This window comes from Bacillus jepli (assembly GCF_047238305.1).
In the GTDB taxonomy this organism is placed as follows: Bacteria; Bacillota; Bacilli; order Bacillales; family Bacillaceae_L; genus Ferdinandcohnia.
This window is the reverse complement of record NZ_JBDFMO010000001.1, coordinates 2,631,391-2,650,848: the sequence shown is the minus strand read 5'-3', so window position 1 is coordinate 2,650,848 and position 19,458 is coordinate 2,631,391. Positions and strand designations below refer to the sequence as shown.

The 19,458-nt window shown below is 36.2% G+C and carries 23 protein-coding genes; 8 read left to right on the top strand and 15 right to left on the bottom strand.

Translation table 11 applies throughout. The annotated features are described in order from the left end of the window. Window positions 1–91 precede the first annotated feature (91 nt). Window positions 92–925, top strand: coding sequence for a late competence protein ComER (comER, locus tag ABC371_RS13515; protein WP_412897267.1), 834 nt, complete (start codon window positions 92–94; stop codon window positions 923–925). 153 nt (window positions 926–1,078) lie between these two features. Here the strand turns inward: comER and ABC371_RS13510 are convergent, their stop codons facing one another. From ABC371_RS13510 to ABC371_RS13475, 8 genes are all read right to left on the bottom strand, one after another. Further along, window positions 1,079–1,822 carry a class I SAM-dependent DNA methyltransferase gene (locus ABC371_RS13510; protein ID WP_412897266.1) on the bottom strand — a complete coding sequence of 248 codons (744 nt, stop codon included), beginning with the start codon at window positions 1,820–1,822 and terminating at the stop codon, window positions 1,079–1,081. Further along, complete coding sequence (gene rsfS / locus ABC371_RS13505; RefSeq protein ID WP_412897265.1) at window positions 1,819–2,175, bottom strand: ribosome silencing factor; 357 nt, start codon at window positions 2,173–2,175, stop codon at window positions 1,819–1,821. The genes ABC371_RS13510 and rsfS overlap by 4 nt, the downstream gene beginning before the upstream one ends. Beyond that, window positions 2,176–2,748, bottom strand: coding sequence for a bis(5'-nucleosyl)-tetraphosphatase (symmetrical) YqeK (gene yqeK / locus ABC371_RS13500; RefSeq protein ID WP_412897264.1), 573 nt, complete (start codon window positions 2,746–2,748; stop codon window positions 2,176–2,178). It lies immediately after the preceding gene. Beyond that, window positions 2,738–3,307: a nicotinate-nucleotide adenylyltransferase gene (locus ABC371_RS13495; protein ID WP_412897263.1), complete on the bottom strand. Its 570-nt coding sequence runs from the start codon at window positions 3,305–3,307 to the stop codon at window positions 2,738–2,740. Before ABC371_RS13495 ends, yqeK begins: the two co-directional genes overlap by 11 nt. 150 nt (window positions 3,308–3,457) lie before the next feature. Next, window positions 3,458–3,757 carry a ribosome assembly RNA-binding protein YhbY gene (gene yhbY / locus ABC371_RS13490; protein WP_412897262.1) on the bottom strand — a complete coding sequence of 100 codons (300 nt, stop codon included), beginning with the start codon at window positions 3,755–3,757 and terminating at the stop codon, window positions 3,458–3,460. Then, entirely contained in the window at window positions 3,751–4,596 is an 846-nt protein-coding gene (aroE, locus tag ABC371_RS13485; RefSeq protein WP_412897261.1) for a shikimate dehydrogenase, read from the bottom strand. Before aroE ends, yhbY begins: the two co-directional genes overlap by 7 nt. 40 nt (window positions 4,597–4,636) lie before the next feature. Then, entirely contained in the window at window positions 4,637–5,746 is a 1,110-nt protein-coding gene (gene yqeH, locus ABC371_RS13480; RefSeq protein ID WP_412897260.1) for a ribosome biogenesis GTPase YqeH, read from the bottom strand. Between the two features lies 1 nt (window position 5,747). Then, window positions 5,748–6,266 (bottom strand): YqeG family HAD IIIA-type phosphatase, encoded by a 519-nt coding sequence (locus tag ABC371_RS13475; RefSeq protein ID WP_412897259.1) that lies wholly within the window; start codon window positions 6,264–6,266, stop codon window positions 5,748–5,750. A 408-nt stretch (window positions 6,267–6,674) separates the two neighbouring features. Here ABC371_RS13475 and ABC371_RS13470 point away from each other — a divergent pair, with 408 nt between their 5' ends. Continuing rightward, the gene (locus ABC371_RS13470) at window positions 6,675–6,815 is read left to right on the top strand and encodes a sporulation histidine kinase inhibitor Sda (protein WP_412897258.1); all 141 of its coding nucleotides are present in this window, start codon (window positions 6,675–6,677) and stop codon (window positions 6,813–6,815) included. 65 nt (window positions 6,816–6,880) lie between these two features. Here the strand turns inward: ABC371_RS13470 and ABC371_RS13465 are convergent, their stop codons facing one another. Then, window positions 6,881–7,669: a phosphatidylserine decarboxylase gene (locus ABC371_RS13465; RefSeq protein WP_412897257.1), complete on the bottom strand. Its 789-nt coding sequence runs from the start codon at window positions 7,667–7,669 to the stop codon at window positions 6,881–6,883. Window positions 7,670–7,823: 154 nt separating this feature from the next. Here ABC371_RS13465 and pssA point away from each other — a divergent pair, with 154 nt between their 5' ends. After that, a complete protein-coding gene (gene pssA / locus ABC371_RS13460; protein WP_412897256.1) occupies window positions 7,824–8,363 on the top strand; it encodes a CDP-diacylglycerol--serine O-phosphatidyltransferase in 540 nt (179 codons plus the stop codon). A 40-nt stretch (window positions 8,364–8,403) separates the two neighbouring features. Here the strand turns inward: pssA and ABC371_RS13455 are convergent, their stop codons facing one another. After that, complete coding sequence (locus tag ABC371_RS13455; protein ID WP_412897255.1) at window positions 8,404–10,197, bottom strand: M3 family oligoendopeptidase; 1,794 nt, start codon at window positions 10,195–10,197, stop codon at window positions 8,404–8,406. A gap of 183 nt (window positions 10,198–10,380) precedes the next feature. Here ABC371_RS13455 and ABC371_RS13450 point away from each other — a divergent pair, with 183 nt between their 5' ends. From ABC371_RS13450 to sigK, 5 genes are all read left to right on the top strand, one after another. Next, window positions 10,381–11,934: a spore germination protein gene (locus ABC371_RS13450; RefSeq protein WP_412897254.1), complete on the top strand. Its 1,554-nt coding sequence runs from the start codon at window positions 10,381–10,383 to the stop codon at window positions 11,932–11,934. Between the two features lie 2 nt (window positions 11,935–11,936). Beyond that, the gene (locus tag ABC371_RS13445; RefSeq protein ID WP_412897253.1) at window positions 11,937–13,046 is read left to right on the top strand and encodes a GerAB/ArcD/ProY family transporter; all 1,110 of its coding nucleotides are present in this window, start codon (window positions 11,937–11,939) and stop codon (window positions 13,044–13,046) included. Next, on the top strand, window positions 13,021–14,277 hold the full coding sequence (locus ABC371_RS13440; protein ID WP_412897252.1) for a Ger(x)C family spore germination protein: 1,257 nt from the start codon (window positions 13,021–13,023) through the stop codon (window positions 14,275–14,277). Before ABC371_RS13445 ends, ABC371_RS13440 begins: the two co-directional genes overlap by 26 nt. 3 nt (window positions 14,278–14,280) lie before the next feature. Then, on the top strand, window positions 14,281–14,439 hold the full coding sequence (locus ABC371_RS13435) for a hypothetical protein (protein ID WP_412897251.1): 159 nt from the start codon (window positions 14,281–14,283) through the stop codon (window positions 14,437–14,439). 181 nt (window positions 14,440–14,620) lie between these two features. Next, complete coding sequence (gene sigK / locus ABC371_RS13430; protein ID WP_309536970.1) at window positions 14,621–15,334, top strand: RNA polymerase sporulation sigma factor SigK; 714 nt, start codon at window positions 14,621–14,623, stop codon at window positions 15,332–15,334. Between the two features lie 466 nt (window positions 15,335–15,800). Here sigK and ABC371_RS13425 read toward each other — a convergent pair whose 3' ends face one another. The 5 genes from ABC371_RS13425 to mtnN all read right to left on the bottom strand — a co-directional run bounded on the left by ABC371_RS13425 (window position 15,801) and on the right by mtnN (window position 19,451). Next, window positions 15,801–15,941 (bottom strand): YrzI family small protein, encoded by a 141-nt coding sequence (locus ABC371_RS13425; protein ID WP_412897250.1) that lies wholly within the window; start codon window positions 15,939–15,941, stop codon window positions 15,801–15,803. Between the two features lie 358 nt (window positions 15,942–16,299). Then, complete coding sequence (locus ABC371_RS13420) at window positions 16,300–16,533, bottom strand: YrhC family protein (RefSeq protein ID WP_412897249.1); 234 nt, start codon at window positions 16,531–16,533, stop codon at window positions 16,300–16,302. Between the two features lie 140 nt (window positions 16,534–16,673). Next, complete coding sequence (locus tag ABC371_RS13415; RefSeq protein ID WP_412897248.1) at window positions 16,674–17,807, bottom strand: bifunctional cystathionine gamma-lyase/homocysteine desulfhydrase; 1,134 nt, start codon at window positions 17,805–17,807, stop codon at window positions 16,674–16,676. Window positions 17,808–17,809: 2 nt separating this feature from the next. Next, window positions 17,810–18,733 (bottom strand): PLP-dependent cysteine synthase family protein, encoded by a 924-nt coding sequence (locus tag ABC371_RS13410; RefSeq protein ID WP_412897247.1) that lies wholly within the window; start codon window positions 18,731–18,733, stop codon window positions 17,810–17,812. A 13-nt stretch (window positions 18,734–18,746) separates the two neighbouring features. Next, window positions 18,747–19,451: a 5'-methylthioadenosine/S-adenosylhomocysteine nucleosidase gene (mtnN, locus tag ABC371_RS13405; RefSeq protein ID WP_412897246.1), complete on the bottom strand. Its 705-nt coding sequence runs from the start codon at window positions 19,449–19,451 to the stop codon at window positions 18,747–18,749. Window positions 19,452–19,458 lie beyond the last annotated feature (7 nt).

The following is a 19,458-nucleotide window of genomic DNA, read 5'->3' as shown; positions in this document are numbered from 1 at the left end:
TCCTTCTTTTTAGCTTAGGAAAATTCCATTCATATTTTGGTATGGAATCACATATGGTGTTAGGAGAATAGTCTGTAAAGGAGGGACGAACTTGAATATAGGGTTTATTGGTACAGGAAATATGGGGAAAATTTTAATAGAGTCCTTTGTTGAATCTCTTGCTGTTCCGCCTTCAAAATTAACCATTACAAATCGTACAATTGAAAAGGCAAAAGCTATTAAGAACTCCTTACCAGATATTACGGTAGCAGCAACAAATGAAGAAGTTGTAAAAGGCTCTGATATAATATTTATTTGTGTGAAGCCGTTAGAGATTCACCCCCTTTTACACCAATTATCTTCTTCCTTAACAAGTAATAAATGTATTGTTTCAATTACTAGCCCGATTTCTGTTGAACAGCTTGAATCACTTGTGAACTGTCAGGTCGCTCGAATCATTCCGAGTATTACCAACCGTGCACTAACCGGTGTTTCCTTATTCACTTTTGGCAGGAGCATTAGCAACAGGTTTAAGGAGTATTTAGAATTCCTTTTCAAACAAATTTCCACTCCGGTTCACATAAATCATGAGATCACAAGAGTTGCATCGGATATTGTTAGTTGCGGTCCGGCGTTTTTTACTTATTTGTTGAGAAGGTTTGTAGATGCAGCGGTGAGGGAAACGAAAATTTCTGAGGAGCAAGCAACAAATTTAGCAAGTGAAATGATTATCGGAATGGGTAAACTACTTGAAAAGGAAATGTACACATTACCCACTCTCCAGTCAAAGGTATGTGTAAAAGGTGGTGTCACTGGAGAAGGAATTAATGCAATGGAAGAACATATTGGTGAATTATTTGAAGAATTGTTTAGGAGTACTCATAGAAAATATGATGAGGATATTTCCGAGGTAGCTAGACAATTTAACGAGACTCCATCTCGCTAAATATACCACTCGGATTATAAAAGTACAAGACAAATAGAGGGCTTTTTTGCCTTTCAAAGTGTTTAGCTAGCAAACTCAAGCTAATTTTTCCTATGTTCGACATTGTTAATTTGATTCAAAAAAAGAAGGGCAGAGATTTCATCCTCTGTCCCTCTATTTCTTTGCAGTGATTAAAATTCGTTCTGAAGTCTCCCGAACATTTTCTGTAAAATCAGCACAAATATCTTGTACACGAAAACCTGTTTGTACAAGCCAATTTTGATACATTTCAATCGGAAAGGTACGCTGTTCGTGAAACTCGTCAAACCTTGCGTAATCTTCATTATGTTCATTTTTCACAAAAAAGGAAAGCTCATGCTCGACACTATGAGGATGATCCCCACTAAAGCAATTCCAAATAAAACTAACCTGATCTTCAGCACTTACAAACGGTCCGTTCATAAAAACGGAATCCACTTTATATACGGAATGGACATCGAACAGAAATAGACCATCTTCTTTCAAAAGCTGATATGCATTTGCAAAGGTTTTCTGAACCTCTTTTTCGGAATGCAAATAATTTAGGGAATCACAGAAAATCACAACAAGATCAAACGGCTCAAACCCTGAGATGTCCAACATGTTTTGCTGATAAAAATCAACTTTCACTCCTGCTTCCATTGCCTTGTGATTCGCAACCGTAAGCATATCTTCTGAAAGATCGACCCCGACAACCTCAAAACCTTCTTGGGCAAGTCTAATTGCAATTTCTCCCGTTCCACAGCCAATATCAAGAACCCTTAGTCCACTCGTTTTATGAAGTTGTGTTACTTTTTCCTTTACAAATGAAACCCATTGCTCATAATCTACATCACGCATCAGCTCATCATAGATATAGGCAAATTCACCATAGCTCATAAACTTTGCACATCTTCAATGTTTTCCGTAGGCGCATCTCCCCAAAGACGTTCTAAATTATAATAGCTACGTTCGTCTTTATGGAAAACATGGACAATGACATCTCCGAGGTCTACAAGAATCCATCTTGCTTCATCAAATCCCTCAAGACGCTTAATATGAATACCATTTTCATCAGCTTTGTCTTTTATTTCACGAGCAATTGCTTGCACCTGTTTTTCAGAATTTCCGTGGCAAATAAGAAAATAATCGGCTACCAGTGATAACCCCTTCATATTTAAGGCAATGATATTTTCTGCTCGTTTATCGTCAGCTGCTTGAACTGCAAATGTTAAAATATCTCTTTCATTCACCTACGATTCCCCCTTTTTCTCAAAAATTAATGAATTATATGTTCTCAATGTATCTGGATAGATTGCTTGATTTCTTTTTGCTAAAAACATGATCGTGTTGCTTAATGCATAAATAAGTGCATGGTCTAAATTCTGTTTTGCAAGTTCTCTACCTTCTTCTACACCCGGAAAATGTCTTCCTGGCTCAATATAATCTGCGACAAAAACAACTTTTTCAAGAAGGGTCATTTTTTCGCGTCCAGAAGTATGGAAACGAATTGCATTTAAAATTTCCTCATCCTCAATTCCTACCTCGGTCTTTACAAGATAGGCCCCAACTGGTGCGTGCCAAAGCTCTGTATTATGAATCAATAAATCAGAAGGCATGTGTTGGTTGATGATGATTTGTTTCATTTCATCTTTAGGTCTAAACTTTGCATAATCATGAAAAATGGCAGCAATTTCGGCTTTTTTTACATCTGCATGATAGCGTTTTGAAAGTTCAATTGCTGTTTCCATCACACCAAGTGTATGCTGATAACGATGCTCTGTTAACTGTTCTTTGACTATCTCTAAAGCCTTTTCACGTTCCATATAAATGCTTCTCCTCTATATAGTTTCGTACTTTTTCAGGAAGTAAATACATCGTATTTCCCTTTTCTGATAACCTTTTTCGAATCATCGAAGAAGAGATATCGAATTGCGGGATATCCACTTCTGTGATTGGATATTCAGTTGGAAATGAATAACCTGGCCTTTTAACTCCAACGAATATAACCATGTCAACAAGTTCATCAATTTTATGCCAATGTGGCAGATATGCAACCATATCTCCCCCAATGATAAAATAAAACGTGGTATCTTCATATTTTTCACGTAATAATTTGATGGTGTCGTATGTATATGAGGGTCCTTCTCTTTCCAGTTCAATCAATTGTAATTTAAACTTTGGCTGATCGGAAATGGCAAGAGAAAGCATTTCAACCCGCTCCTCATCGGTCACATAACTTTTACGCGCTTTATGCGGAGGGATATGGTTAGGCATGAACCACACCTCAGAAAGATTTAATCTTGTTAATACCTCCGATGCGATAAATAGATGACCAATATGAGGTGGATCAAATGTACCACCGATGATTCCAATATGGTTCATTTATTTCCCTCCAAGTCTGATGAAAATGACGCATCGAATTTCTGCGTTGGCTTGCTTTTCCGTTCCTCACGTATTAACAGCATACGCTCCGGTACTCAAAGCTGCACCGCCTTGAACTTCTCGGTCCTTTTCATCCTCCTTTTTGAATACCTATTTTGATTTTGGAAGCTCTAATTTCTTGTTTTCCTTGGATTCTTTGTAAAGCACAATTGTATTTCCAATGATCTGAACGAGTTCAGCTTTTGCACCCTTACTCAGCTCTTCTGCTACCGTATCACGGTCTTCCTCACAGTTTTGCAGGACGCTGATTTTTAATAACTCACGTGCTTCAAGTGCATCACTAATTTGTTTAATCATATTATCATTTACCCCACCTTTTCCTACCTGAAAAATTGGGTCTAAATGATGTGCTTTTGAGCGCAAAAATCGTTTTTGTTTTCCTGTTAGCATGTTTTTCCTCCTAATAGCCTTGTTACAAGACTTTCCATTCTATCTGTATCCGGAAATATTCCTGTCCATTTTTCAAATGCTATGGCACCTTGATAAACAAACATTCCAATTCCATTTTGTGTAATTGCTCCATGTTTGGCCGCTTCCTGTAGAAACTTTGTTTCAAATGGATTATAAATAATATCACTAACAATAGTTGTTGGAGTGATATTTTCAAGTGAAAGAGGCATCTCATCGACATTGGGATGCATTCCAACAGAGGTCGTATTGATAATCACTTGATACTTTCCTAAATCCGCTTCTGCCTCTGCAAATCCCAGTCCATGTGAATCAACCGAGAACTTACAATCATCAATAATTGAATTCGCTCGCTCCATCGTACGATTTACAATATCGATGTTTTTCACACCCATTGCAGCTAATGAAATAAAGATCCCTCTTGCTGCACCACCAGCACCAATTATTAGTACCTTAGCAGAACATAATTCCTCATGACTAATTACTTGATTCAATGAACGGATAAATCCATTTCCATCTGTATTATATCCAATTAATTTCCCATTCTCGTTGACAATCGTATTAACCGCACCAATATTTGCCGCAACCTCTTCAACTTCATCTAAATATTCAATGACATCAATCTTATGCGGAATTGTGACATTAATACCCGCTATTCCAAGTGCTTTTATCCCTTCAATTGCGGCTTTTACCCCTTCATGTGGAACATGGAAAGCATGGTATCTAGCCTTAAGCTTATAATGTTCAAAAAGATCATTATGCATCATTGGTGACATTGAATGTGAGATTGGACTTCCGATTACGCCATAAACCTTCTCCATTTCCTCACCCGTAACAAATAAATTTTTCTATTTCGTCATACTAGATTAACGACTTTCTTACAATTACTCCAACACCCTTTGGAACATGAGCAACAACCTTCGTATTTGGTACGTTAATCGTTACCCAGCCCAAACCAGAGAAAACAACATCTGTCTTTGCTTCCTTGATCATAAATTCATGAGCAACTAGAGGTGGGAATTCCTCTAGTTCATTTTTTCCTGGTGGCTGTAACAACTCACCTTTATGGTTATCATATAATTCATCCGCATTTTCAAGTTTGGTTCGATGGATATTCAAAAAATTAGAGAAATGGCAAACAAATGACTGCCTGTCCCCACTTACAAAATCAAATCGGGCTAATCCACCAAAAAACAAGGTTTGTCGTTCATTTAATTGAAAGACTTTTGGTTTAATTTCTTTTTTCGGCGTGATTACCTTTAAGTCTTCTTTTGAAACAAAATGTGCCATTTGATGGTGATTAATAATTCCTGGAGTATCAAATAAGGAGTGCTCGTCATCAAGTGGAATATCAATGATATCTAATGTTGTTCCAGGAAAGTGTGAAGTCGTAATGATGTCTTCCTTCTCCCCACTGAATTCCTTAATTAAGCGGTTTATGAATGTTGATTTTCCAACATTTGTACAACCAACCACATATACATCTTTACCCTCGCGATAATGCTCAATCGCATCTGCTACCTCTTTAATTCCAGTGCCTTTTTCTGCACTAATTAAAAAGACATCGACAGGCTTTAGTCCAAGTTCGCGGGATGATTCTTTCATCCAGTTAATGAGTTTCTTAGGCTTCACCGATTTTGGCAGCAAATCGACTTTATTACCCACTAATAATATATTGTTGTTGCCTACAAAACGATGAAGACCAGGTAACCAACTACCATTAAAATCAAATATATCAACAATTTTCACGATTAATGCATCGGTAGAACCAATTCCGTGTAGGATTTTTAAAAAGTCATCATCCGTTAACGAAACATCCTGTACTTCATTATAATGTTTTAATTTAAAACATCGTTGACAAATGACTTTTTCCTTCTCTAAAGCAGAAGGTGGTGCATATCCCAATTTTGTTTTGTCCGCCGTTTGGATTTCAACTCCACAGCCAATACAGCTAATCTTTTCTTGTTCCACTCTATTTATCCTCCCAATAAAGCATTCCGCGACGCTTCATCCAAGTCAGTATTCTTCTTTCGACAAAGCGGTTAAACTTTGTAAAAAACCCATCGGTTTGCGCAACAGGAACAACCAGAATGGTATGTAGACCACATCGGTTACCACCTAATACATCAGTAAGGAGCTGGTCACCAATTACAACAACCTCATCCTTATGTAAATTCATTTCCCTTATTGCACGGTTAAAAGCACGTATCAAAGGTTTCCTGGCCTCATAAATAAACGGAATACCTAACGGATCTGCAAATTCTTTTACTCTTGGCTCATGATTATTTGAGACAATGGTAACAGTTATCCCATTTTTCTTAAGATCAGTAAACCATTCTACAAGCTCTGGTGTTGCACTTGGACGGTCCCATTCAACCAATGTATTATCTAAATCGGTTATAACCCCTTTTATTCCTAATTCCTTAAGTTTACTTGGAGAAATCTCAAAAACGGATTTCACATGTTCATTTGGTAAAAATTTCTTTAACAATATGTTTACACCTCACCGGACTTCTTCCTTATCTATACCTATCCTATCATAACGGAATAAAGCTATTTTCACAAAAACTAATCTGTCAAATTTCGTCACATATATTGAAGTTTTAAAAAAAGAAAAAAAGTTTTCGACAAAAGTCAGTAAATTTCAACAGTTGTGGATAAACTTATACACATTTTACACATTGATATACATAGATTCCCAAATTTTATAAACAAAATACTCACAAGTTATCCACTATCACCTGTGGATAACAGAACGGTTGTTCTATTATTTTTTTCGTGATAGAGTAATCTTACCAACTAAGAATAACGTATTAGTATATGACAACAAAAGATGAAAAAGAACAAATTACTCTTAAAAATTTTTAGGAGGTGAATAGCCAACTTTTGGCTCAATGATATGAAAAAATTATCAGATGACTTGTTAATTGAATCTTATTTTAAAGCAATAAAATTAAAGCTAAGTCCTGATTTTATTCACCTTATTGAAACTGAAATTAAACGCAGATCATTAGGACATAGGATTAGAAATATATCATAATGTATGATTTTTGAAAAGAGCCACTAGAGGCTCTTTTTTTCTTCACGACTAACTCCACTCGTCATTCACCTTTCTTCGTTAAAAGTGCCTAAGACTTCACCCATTTTAATATTAATAGACGAACGGATTTCTGGGCTAATCGTAAAACGTCCTTTTTCAAATAAAAGAATGACAGTTGAACCGAATGAGAAATACGCGATTTCCTCCCCTTTTTGCACAGAATCACTTGTATAGGTTGTTTCTATACTATTGACAAACATTGCTCCCACCTTGACCACCGCAACATATGAGTCTTTTGCACGTAATTCTGTTATTTTTCGATAATTTTTAGATAAAGGATCTTTCCCATATTTTAACCCGAGTCGATTGACCGGATACGATTTCCCTCCCAAATCCCATTGCTTTGTGATAACCCCAGAAATTGGACTATGAATTCGATGATAATGGCTTGGGCTTAAATAAAGAATAACGAAAGTACCACCTATGTATTTAGCGAGTGAGTCTTCATCTCCAAGCATCTCTTGGATCGAATAATGTTTATTTTTTACAATCATTTCCTTATTCGCGGTAATCATACCGGTCTCTTCAATAACAGCATCAACAGGGCTAATAACTGTATTTTCGTTTGTATCAATACGCCTGCTGTCCATTTTCAGCTGTCTAACAAAAAGGTCTTGAAGGGTTACATAATCCGTTAAGTTTTTTTCCATTTCCGCTTGGTTAATATTGTATATTTTCGCATAACTCGGAATAAGTATAGCACTAACTCTAGATTGTGAAAATTTTCTTAAAAGCGCTGAAGAAAGACGATGGTTCGTTAATTCTATAAAGAAACGATAGAGCCATTTCTGCAAATCTAATTCCCCCTAAAAAATACAATTTCTCTTTGACTATACACATTTGAACGAATAAAATAAGATTATTAAAGCAATACTATCTTATTTTATTGATTTTTATTATCTATTACAAAGACTTTTTTGTATATCCTCTAAAGAAAGGAGTGAAGAAATGTTTCTATTAGATTATATAGATTCAACCCTAAAAAAGCTTAAAACCCATACTGCCAATATACTTACATTAGTCAACCTTAGCTTAGGTGGTTTTTCTATATTATTTGTTTTAAAGAATGAATTAAACTTAAGCTTATTACTTATCTTTTTAGCTGCACTTGCCGATCGTTTTGATGGAATGGTAGCAAGAAAGTTTCAGATCGAATCAGAGCTCGGAAAACAGCTTGACTCAATGTGTGATATTATATCATTCGGAGTTGCACCTGCGCTTCTTTTATACCAAGGGATCATCAATGAATTCGGTGCTCCAGGTATGTTTTTCACCGTTTTCTATATTGGATGTGGAGCTTTTCGTTTAGCAAAATTTAATATTAGCGACAATAAAGGCTTCTTTGTAGGCTTACCGATAACAGCTGCTGGCTGTCTATTGACATTAAGCTTCTTAGCAATCCCTTATGTATCTCCACAATTTTTCATTTACCTCATCATCATTCTTTCTTTCCTTATGGTTGGTACTTTTAAATTAAAGAAAGTATAAAAAAACCTATCCACTATTTTTAATGTGGATAGGTTTTTTCTCATTTCGTTAACTCTAGAAATTCTTCTACATCCTTAACAGAAAGCTTTACAGCCTTTTCCCAGAAATCACGTTTGGTTAAATCAACGCCTAAGTGTTTGGCAGCGAGGTCTTCCACCTTCATGCTTGCTGTATCCTTTAAGAGTGCGATGTATTTCTCTTCATAGTCTGTACCCTCTTCTAACGCCTTTGCATAAATACCGAGCGAGAATAAATATCCGAACGTGTATGGGAAGTTATAAAAAGGTACACCCGTAATATAAAAATGCATTTTTGATGCCCAAAATTGTGGATGATATTGATTTAATGCGCCACAATATGCTTCCTTCTGTGCTTCAAGCATTAGTTCATTGAGACGTTCTGCACTAACAATGCCTTGCTTGCGCTCCTCATAGAATCTCGTCTCAAATAAGAAGCGAGCATGAATATTCATATAAAAAGCAACACTTCTTTGGATTTTATCCTCTAATAAAGCAATTTTTTCTTCCTTTGTCTTTGCATTTTTAACAGAGGCATCCGCGACAATCATTTCCGCAAACGTCGATGCAGTTTCTGCAACGTTCATGGCATAGCTACGGTTTAATGTATGAACACCAGCCATTGCATGCTGATGGAATGCATGACCAAGCTCATGAGCAAGAGTTGACACATTTGAAGGTGTTCCTGAGAAGGTCATAAAGATTCTTGATTGATCGCTTTCAGGAAAGCTTGTGCAAAAACCCCCAGGACGTTTTCCAGGTCGATCTTCAGCTTCAATCCAGCTATCTTCAAACGCTTTTTGTGTAAATTCAGTAAGCTTAGGACCGAACTTACTAAATTGTTCTAAAATAAATTCAGCACCTTCTTGATAAGTGACCTTACTCTCCGTTTGACCTACAGGTGCATCAAGGTCGTACCAACTTAACCCTTCAAGACCTAATAGATTTGCTTTACGGCTTAAATAGTCCACGAACGGAGCTTTGTTTTCAGTAATAACCGACCACATCGTGTCGAGCGTTTCTTTAGACATTCTGTTAATATCAAGCGGCTCCCCGAGAACGTTTCCCCAACCTCGTGCTTTATAGACGTTTAATCGGAAACCGCCAAGATGATTTAAGGCTTCTCCAATATAATCCGTATGATTCTCCCATGTTTTTTCCCACTGCTCAAACATTGATTTACGGACATTGCGATCAGTACTTGAAAACTTATTAAATGCTTGACCAACTGAAAGTTGTTTTGTTTCACCATTTTCTTCATATGGAATCTTTATGTTGCCAACGACCATATTATAAAGTTGTCCCCATGCGTGGTAGCCATCAACACCTAAAGAATTAATTAAGCTTTCCTGTTCTAAAGAAAGTTTTTCTTTTGCTCTTATTCTTCTTTCCTCCAAAACATAGGATAGCTCATTAAATGGCGCTTCGGATAAAAGTTCATCCCATACCGGTTGCTCAATAGCAATGAGCTTTTGATCAAAAGCGGTTAAAATGGATTGAAATTCGCTACTAAGCTGCGTTATTTTTCCTTGTAACAGGCTCGCTCCACGGTCAGTGGTATCCTGGGCTGTCAAACAACTTACAAACGCACCTGCCTGACGAAGCTTTTTAAAAGAGGATTGAAATGCTTCTAAAATGTGCACCAACCCTTCTTTATCATTCACATTTGAAGGAATTTGAAATCCCTCTACTAATGAATTAAATTCAGTTAGTTCCTTTTGTAATGCCTCCAAAAAGGACTTAAAAGCGGGTGAACTACTTCCACCTTCGAAAAATACATCTAGATTCCATTTTTGCTCATATGTACGTGTGCTCACATTAATTTCCCCCTTCTTAATTATTTAGACTCACTAAATAATTCACATTATTCATTATAAAGGGATTTTATAAAAACTTCTATCATTTTAGATATTTCAAAACAAATTCCCGTCTTTTTTCTTTATTTGCATTATATTCCACTTTTGGTGGCAAACTTAGGAAAAAGCTCGGAGCTGTCTGTTATGAAAAAGCATCCTATCCAAAAATATCTAGACAAATTTAAAAGTTCTACATTAGATCCCGAACAATATCCTGAAAAATCAGCTGCAGAGGATATCAAAATAAAGATTCAAGAAATTAACCAAGATCTTCAAATAAACATATCTACATTAGAGAAGCTTTATTCAATACCTGAAAACGCAGACGTTAAAATCCACAATTTTACTATAAACGGAATGAATAAAAAAGCGGCAATCTTGTTTATTTCAACAATCACCGATGTTTCCATGATTAGTGAGCATATTCTTGAACCATTGTTACGTAATGAAGATCCAGAAAAAGAAGTTCAAAATATCATTCAAGTTCAATCATTTTCACAAATTCAATCATTGAAAGATATTCTGAATAGCGTTAATCAAGGAAACGCAATATTACTAATTGATGGTGAAACGAAAGCATTAGCAATAGGAACGGCTAATTTCCAAAGTAGATCCGTTGAAAAAGCAGAAAATGAGGTTGTCGTTAAAGGTCCAAAAGAAGCTTTTACCGAAAAAGCGGATACTAATATTTCATTGATTCGAAAAAAAATCAGAAGCGAAAATTTAATTGTCGAAAGTACAACGATTTCAAAACGCTCAAATAATGAACTTTTCATCCTTTATATAAAGGATCTTACCAATGAAAAAATGATACAAAATATTAAAGAAAGGGTTAGTTCATTAGATGTAGACGCCATCCAAAACCTTTCTCTTTTAGAACAATACATAGAAGAAAGACCGAAATCAATCTTTCCAAGTACTTTATATACGGAAAGACCTGATCGGGCTTCTTCATTTTTAGAGGATGGATATGTGGTTTTACTAATGAATAACTCACCAGCTGCTTTAATTCTACCCGCTACTTTTTGGTCCTTTATCCATAACCCGGAGGATCACTATTTACGTTTTATATATGGGAATTTCATCCGTGTTCTACGAGTATGTGCCTTGTTTATTACAGTATTTGGATCTGCGATTTATGTTTCCATTACCAACTACCATTCTGAAATGGTTCCGACTGATCTCTTATTAGCCATTTCTGCAACTCGTGAAAAAGTTCCTTTCCCCTCCCTTATTGAAATATTGATGATGGAAATTGCCTTTGAGTTAATACGGGAAGCAGGACTCCGAGTTCCTAATCCAATTGGGCCAACAATTGGGATTGTCGGAGCATTAATTTTAGGACAAGCAGCGGTTCAGGCAAATATTGTTAGTCCAATTGTGGTCATCGTCGTGGCATTAGGTGGACTTTGTTCATTTACACTAAGTGATGTGAGCATGAATTTTGCAATTAGAATTATTCGTTTTGCTTTTATACTCGCTGCTGGTGTATTTGGTATTTATGGCATGACAGCTTTGTTTACGGTAGGAATTACTTATATGGTATCACTAAAATCTTTTGGCGTTCCTTACTTATCACCAATGTCACCTAAGTATATTTCTTCTAACGATACAATCATCAGAAAAATGATGAAAAGTGAAAGAATTCGTCCAGGTTATTTGAAACCAAAGGACGTCATAAAAAAGGCAGAGGAATAGCTATGGAGCAATCAAGAGGAAAAATTGAGATAAGGGAATACGTAGCCCTCTTAATATTAGTGGTTGGTGTGAAATTATCTGATGACACACCTTCTATTTTAGTGGAATACTTAGATAACGCGTATTGGATGGCTCCTCTTCTTATGGGAATAGAGTCAATTATTCCAATCTATTTGACAATCAAAGTCATTACAGCTTATAAGAATAAAAATTTGCATGATGTCCTTCTTCATTTATTTGGTAAATTTATCGGCACAGTTTTATCATGCATTCTTTTACTTGCATTTTTTATCGGTCTTACTTATGATTCAGCCATCTATGTGGATATCATTGGTACCATGTATTTTACACAAACTCCGTATTTGATTATCTATACTGTTCTAATGGCGGTTTGTGCGTATGGCGCCAAAAAAGGGCTAGAACATATCGGTTCGGTTTCATGGTTAGTGCTCTTTTATGTAAAATTTTCATTACTTATCGCACTACTTTTAGCACTTAAAGAAGGGAGTTTTTCCTTTATTTACCCAATTTTAGGTCCTGGATCCTTAGAGGTAATAAAAAGGAGCACTACACATGTGTCCCTATTTGTAGAGTTTTTTTTTATGGGATTAATTGCCCCTTATCTTGCATCCGCTAAGACATTTAAAAAAGGGACTTGGATTGCATTTGTCATAATCGTAATTGAAATAACATTAGCATTCCTTATTTATTTATTTGTATTTGATTATGAAGGATTAAAAATGCTTGATTATCCTTATCAAGAGTTAATACGTTTGATTAGATTGGGGTTTCTAACAAATATTGAAACCTTTTTCTTTCCATTTTGGATTATAGCCTCATTTATTCGGTTTACTGTATATGTCTATTTGATTTCTGTATTTTTAGGAGGGATTTGTAATATCAAAAACTTTGAATTCTTTACCCCTACAATTGCAACACTTGCTGTTATTTTTGGCTTGGGTCCTGAAGCCCCCACATTTACAGTCTTTAAAATCAGAGAGGTGTTATTACATATCCTGAGTCCTATGTTTCTTGTTTTTCCTTGCCTTATGTGGTTAATAGCAAAAATCAGAGGGGATTTGAAGCATGAAGAAACAAACCACAACAATTAAAATTTCCTTCCTTTTTTCTATTTTATTCATTTTGGCCGGTTGTTGGGATAAAGAGGAAATTGATGAAAGAGCGTATGTGCTAGGGATAGGACTAGATAAATCCGATGTTAAAGGTTTTTTAAAAATTACGTATTTAATTTCGAATCCAGAAGCCGGCTCAACACAACAAGGTGGTGGAAGTAATGAACCCACTCATGAGATTATCACACTTAACGCCTCAAGTTTTATTCAATCTGAAAACTTAGCGAATGCCGTAATTGCGAAGTCGATTACATATGATATTTTAGACTTCTTTGTAGTCTCAGAAGAGCTTGCGAGGGATAAGGATTTTATTCGATATATCTATGATGGAACGAAGGACTGTGATGTTAGACGTGATACAAAACTAATTGTTTCAAAGGAAGAGGCTAGTACATTTATTGAACGAAATCAACCAAAGCTTGAAACGCGAAGACATGAATATTTTGAATTACTTTTTGACAATACAACAAAAATCGGCTTTATTCCAAATTCTGAAATCAACAATTTTTTTAGAATTACAGAAGCAGATGCTGATCTATATATTTCTGCTTATGCAACAACTGAGCAGGACAAGAGTACCGTAAAAAGAAGCGAAGATGATGACTTAATCGCTGGTAAAATGAAGGTAACTGGAAAAACAAATCCTGCTCAGTTTCTTGGTTCCGCAGTCTTTAAAGAGGGACAAATGATTGGAATTCTTTCAGTACAAGAAACTCGGATTACCCAAATGTTAAATAAATGGATGTTAAAACCAAGCTTTTTAGTTTCCCTTCCCGATCCATTTATGAAAAATTATTGGATAACGGCACGTTTTACCCAAATGAAACCTCCTGAGATCACCGTGGATGTTTCAAAACCTGCACCAAAAATAAAAGTGGCTCTTCCTATTCAAGCTGCAATTTTAACAGACCATAGCATGGTCAATTATGCAGATGATGAGGATAAAAGAAAAGAATTAAAAAACCAGATATCCAGTGGTTTTGAAAACAGAATAAATGATTTAATTAATCGTACACAAGAAGAATTCAAAGCAGACCTCTTTGGCTTTTCTCTTTTTGCAAGAAGGCATTTCTTAACCGTTCCACAATGGGAAAACTACGATTGGATGAAGGCATATCCCAATGCAGATATTAGCGTTACAGTCGAAATTAGATTTGACGAATTCGGGCGACAATCAAAATTACCTGGCTATGAAAGGATAAGAGATTAAGCTATGGATTTATTTATTTACCTGATGATGACAATCATTTTTGCCTATACGACCGGGTTCTCCATATCCCTTTGGAAGGATAAAAACAAACCCGGTTCAATTGTTGTTTTTGGTTTAGCATTGGTTGTAGCTATTGCACCCTTTTTTACGATTATCAAGTAGATTTAAATTTAAATTAAGGCTGATGGTGTAGTGGAAAATGGTCTTTTTTACTATCATCAGCTTTTTTCTATCGGACAGACACAAGCAAGCACACTCGCTCATAACATTAAGTAATGGGCAAATGCCTAGACAATGTAGTGTTAAACATTACATACACTACGATTTATGTGGAGGTGAGCGAATGTCTGGACTGTTAGCAGCATTAGGCTATTTTGTAAAAGAATTATTATTTTTAGTATCCTATGTAAAAAATAATGCTTTTCCTCAACCGTTATCATCTTCTGATGAGAAGAAATACTTACAATTATTGGCCGAGGGGAATGAACATGCTCGGAATGTGTTGATTGAACATAATTTAAGGTTAGTCGCTCATATAGTTAAAAAATTTGAAAACACTGGTGAGGACACAGAGGATCTTATTTCAATCGGAACCATAGGATTAATCAAGGCAATTGAAAGCTATTCACAAGGTAAAGGAACAAAATTAGCTACTTATGCTGCACGCTGTATCGAAAACGAGATTCTGATGCACTTAAGAGCTTTAAAGAAGACGAAAAAGGATGTTTCTCTGCACGATCCGATTGGTCAGGATAAAGAAGGCAATGAAATTAGTTTAATTGACGTTTTGAAATCAGAAACAGAAGATGTGATTGAAACAATCCAATTAAATATGGAACTTGAGAAAATCAAAGAGTATATTGATGTTCTGGATGACAGAGAAAAAGAGGTCATTGTGGGTAGGTTTGGACTTGATTTATCAAAAGAAAAAACACAGCGTGAGATTGCAAAAGAGCTGGGCATCTCAAGAAGCTATGTATCCCGCATTGAAAAGCGTGCCTTGATGAAAATGTTCCATGAGTTTTATCGGGCCGAAAAAGAAAAAAGAAGATCATAAAAAACGGTGGATTGCACATTTATATGCAATCCACCTTTTGCTTTATAATTCAACACTTACTTCAGTTCCAATAATAATTGCAATAACAGACGTAATCACAATCCCCATAACGATCATAAACATCATTATCATCCTCCATCAAAGAGATGTACTTCTTACTTTTACTTTATCACTTACATACTGTGTAAACGTTATCCACTTTTGAACATTGTGTTAAAGAAATTTGACAAAATTAAGGCATCCATACAAAGTAAAAGAGGCGCCCTAGTTGGCGCCCCCATGGCTTTATTATTTACTTTTCTTCGTAAATATAATGGTGAAAATTAGTACATGAACCGATAGCATTCGTAACTCCTCCTATCCTTCAAATTCGTTAGGTGGAATCCTTCTCCACAGATAACCAAGCTACAATCGGACACATTTTCATAAACATTTTCATTCTCCTTTCTTCCTTTTATTTTTTTGATTAGAATAAGCGCATCATTGAATATTGACGTTCCTTCATTTCTTCCATAAGCTTATTGACTCTTTCCTCACGTTGATACTCTTCAATTGATTTTTTACGTTTTGAAATCGAGATCGTTAAAAAGAATAAATTGATGGTCATTATTTTTCACCTCCTTAATTAACAGAATGTTAAATCTGTGTAGGAAAAAAAGACATAAAAAGGCCACAGGCATACTAGTCCTGTGGCGTTAAATGGCATAATAAAGCCACAGGCGAACTATTCCACCTGTGGCATGATTAACGTACTTTTAAAATTAAAAATTAATCACCGGTATGGTCGAATAGATTGTTTCATATGAAGTTTTTGTATTTGTCATGTCAATAGATACTTTCATCATTTTATTCGACCTCCTTTTAGAATTAATTTTTTCCTACTGTGGTAATTATAACCAATAATGGTGCTCATGTAAACACTTTTATTGTAAAAAAAATCCTTCAACCTATATATAGGTGAAGGACTATTGTTTTTCGAATTGTTTTTTATATTTAGTAACTAATAAGAAAAAGGTAAATGACAAGCATAATAGAATGAAAGTTGAACCCATCATTACATAAATTTGAAACGGAGAACGTTCCTCCGGTATGATGACACCGATATATAAAAATACACTTAACACAAGAAGGATGTAACCGTAGTTGGTGAAATCTTTGATTTTATTACGCAGGTTTTTCACTTGATTATTTTGATCCATCTTGAATCACACCTACCTAACTAGTAAACTTCCATCCTATGATAACATACATTGAAAGTACGAGTAGAATGTAAATTTTAGCATTTCATTGAAACAAAAATAAACCTCCAACCTGGATTTAGGTTAGAGGCAACACTTTATTATTGTAAGCTTTGTTCAAGATCTTCAATTAGATCCTCGGCATCTTCTAAACCTACTGATATACGAACAAGTCCATCACCTATACCTAGTTCTTCACGACGTTCTTTTGGAATAGAAGCATGCGTCATTTTTGCCGGAACAGATATTAAGCTTTCAACCGCTCCAAGACTCTCTGCCAAAGTGAAATATTTAACCTTACTTAGCAGCTTATCCGCATTCTCAGCACTCCCCACATCAAAGGAAACCATTCCCCCAAACCCTTTTGCTTGAGCCTTAGCGATTGCATGGTTTGGATGTGTCTCAATGCCAGGATAGAACACTTTTTTAACTGCGGGATGGTTTTGTAGAAACTCCACAATTTTTCGTGTGTTTTCTTCATGCTCCTCCATCCGAACTCCAAGTGTCCGGATCCCACGAATCAACAACCAAGAATCCTGAGGACCAAGTACCCCACCAGTTGAGTTTTGAACAAAATGTAGGTCCTCACCTAATTTTGCTGAATTCACAACTACAAGACCTGCGACTACATCACTATGTCCTCCAATATATTTGGTTGCACTGTGTAGAACAATATCAGCACCAAGTGCAATAGGATTTTGCCAATATGGAGTGCTAAAGGTGTTATCTACAATGGTTAACAGGTTATGCTTTCTGGCAATTTCAGCAGCACCTTTAATATCTGTAATTTTTAATAACGGATTGGTTGGTGATTCGATATAAATGGCTCTTGTATTTTCGCGAATTTCACCTTCAATATTTTCAAGATTGCTTGTATCAACAAAAGTTGAATCAATGCCTAAGCGGTTAAGAACTTTTGTCATCACCCGATATGTTCCGCCGTATACATCATCCGTTAAAATGACATGGTCGCCGCTGTTAAACAGCATCATGACCGCAGTGATTGCAGCCATACCAGAACCAAACGCAAATCCTCTTTCTCCACCTTCTATATCCTTAATTAATTCTTCTAAGGCATGTCTGGTTGGATTTCCAGTTCGTGAGTATTCAAACCCCTTATGGCCGCCGATTCCTTCCTGTTTATACGTACTAACTTGATATATTGGTGTATTAACTGCACCAGTCTGTGGATCCTCGCCTACTCCACCGTGAATCAGTAACGTTTTACGTTTCATTCCTATATCCCACCTTCATATATATTTTTGCTTAAATAGCGTTCACTACTATCAGGGAAGATCACAAGTATATGTGATCCAGGCCTTGCTTGTTCAGCTTCTAAAAGTGCCGCATGAAGGGCTGAACCGGATGAACTACCAACAAGCAATCCTTCCAAATGTGCAATTTCTTTCACTCGATCGAATGCATCCTCATCCGAAATCGTATGAATGGAATCGAAATAAGACGTATCCATATACTCTGGAAGAAATTCCATTCCGATTCCTTCTGTTTTATGTGGCCCTGATTCACCACCATTTAATATGGACCCAACTGGCTCAACAATGACCGTTTTTATAGAGGGATTCATTTCTTTCAAATACTTAGAAGTCCCCATAAAAGTCCCACCTGTACCAGCTCCTGCTACAAAAATATCAATTTGTCCCTCAAGCTGCTGCCAAATTTCAGGTCCAATCGTTTTATAATACGTATCTGGATTAGCTGGGTTTGCAAATTGCTGTGGACAATAGGAATTGGGTATTTCATTAAGAAGCTCTTTTGCCTTTTCAATCGCACCCGTCATCCCGGCCTCTGTTGGCGTATTGATGACGGTTGCGCCTAATGCCTTCATCAATTCTTGTTTTTCAGTGGAAAACTTCTCTGGCACACAAAGAATCACTTTAATATTGCGGTTGATTGCTGCAAGTGCGAGTCCAATTCCCGTATTTCCAGCGGTAGGTTCAATGATTGTACCCCCTTCAGTTAACTGACCTGTTGCAAAAGCATGCTGAAGTAGTTCAACTCCTAATCGATCCTTTATACTTCCGCCGGGATTAAAGAATTCAAGCTTTGCAAAAAGACGAACCCCATTTTGTAATGGAAATTTCGTAATTTCTACTATCGGCGTATTTCCGATGAGCTCATGGACATTTCGATACACTTGCATGACAAATCCTCCGTTACTTTGATCTATTTATTTCCTCTACCATTCGTTCTACAACTTTAGAAGAATTTACTGCAGCGGTTTGCAGGAACTGTTCAAACGACACATCTGATTCTTTACCTGCGATATCAGATAGGGAACGAATGACAACAAATGGCACTTCAAATTGATGACAAACTTGCGCCACTGCAGCTGCTTCCATTTCCACTGCATATAAATCACCAAATTTTTGACTAACAAACGAAACACGTTCAGGGTCATTCATGAAGGAATCACCTGTTGCAATTAATCCAGTTACAACCTGAACATCTGTGATTCCTTCTCCACTTTTTTCTGCCAATTTAATTAGTTTTTCATCTGCTTTAAAAGCTGCAGGCAATCCTGGTACTTGCCCATATTCATAATCAAAAGCAGTAACATCTACATCATGATGTCTAACCTCAGATGAAATAACAATGTCACCTACATTAAGAGTTTTTAAGTGTCCTCCTGCTGAACCGGTATTCACCACATAATCTGGTTTGAATTGCAATAATAAAATCGTTGTTGAAATTGCGGCATTTACTTTACCGATCCCTGACTTAAGTAAAATCACATCATAGCCATTGAGTGTTCCAGTATAGAACACACTTCCAGCCACTGTTGTTTCTTGTCTATTTTCAATTTTCTCCCGTAAAATCGCTACTTCTTCATCCATTGCTCCAATAATTGCTACTTTCATAAGTACG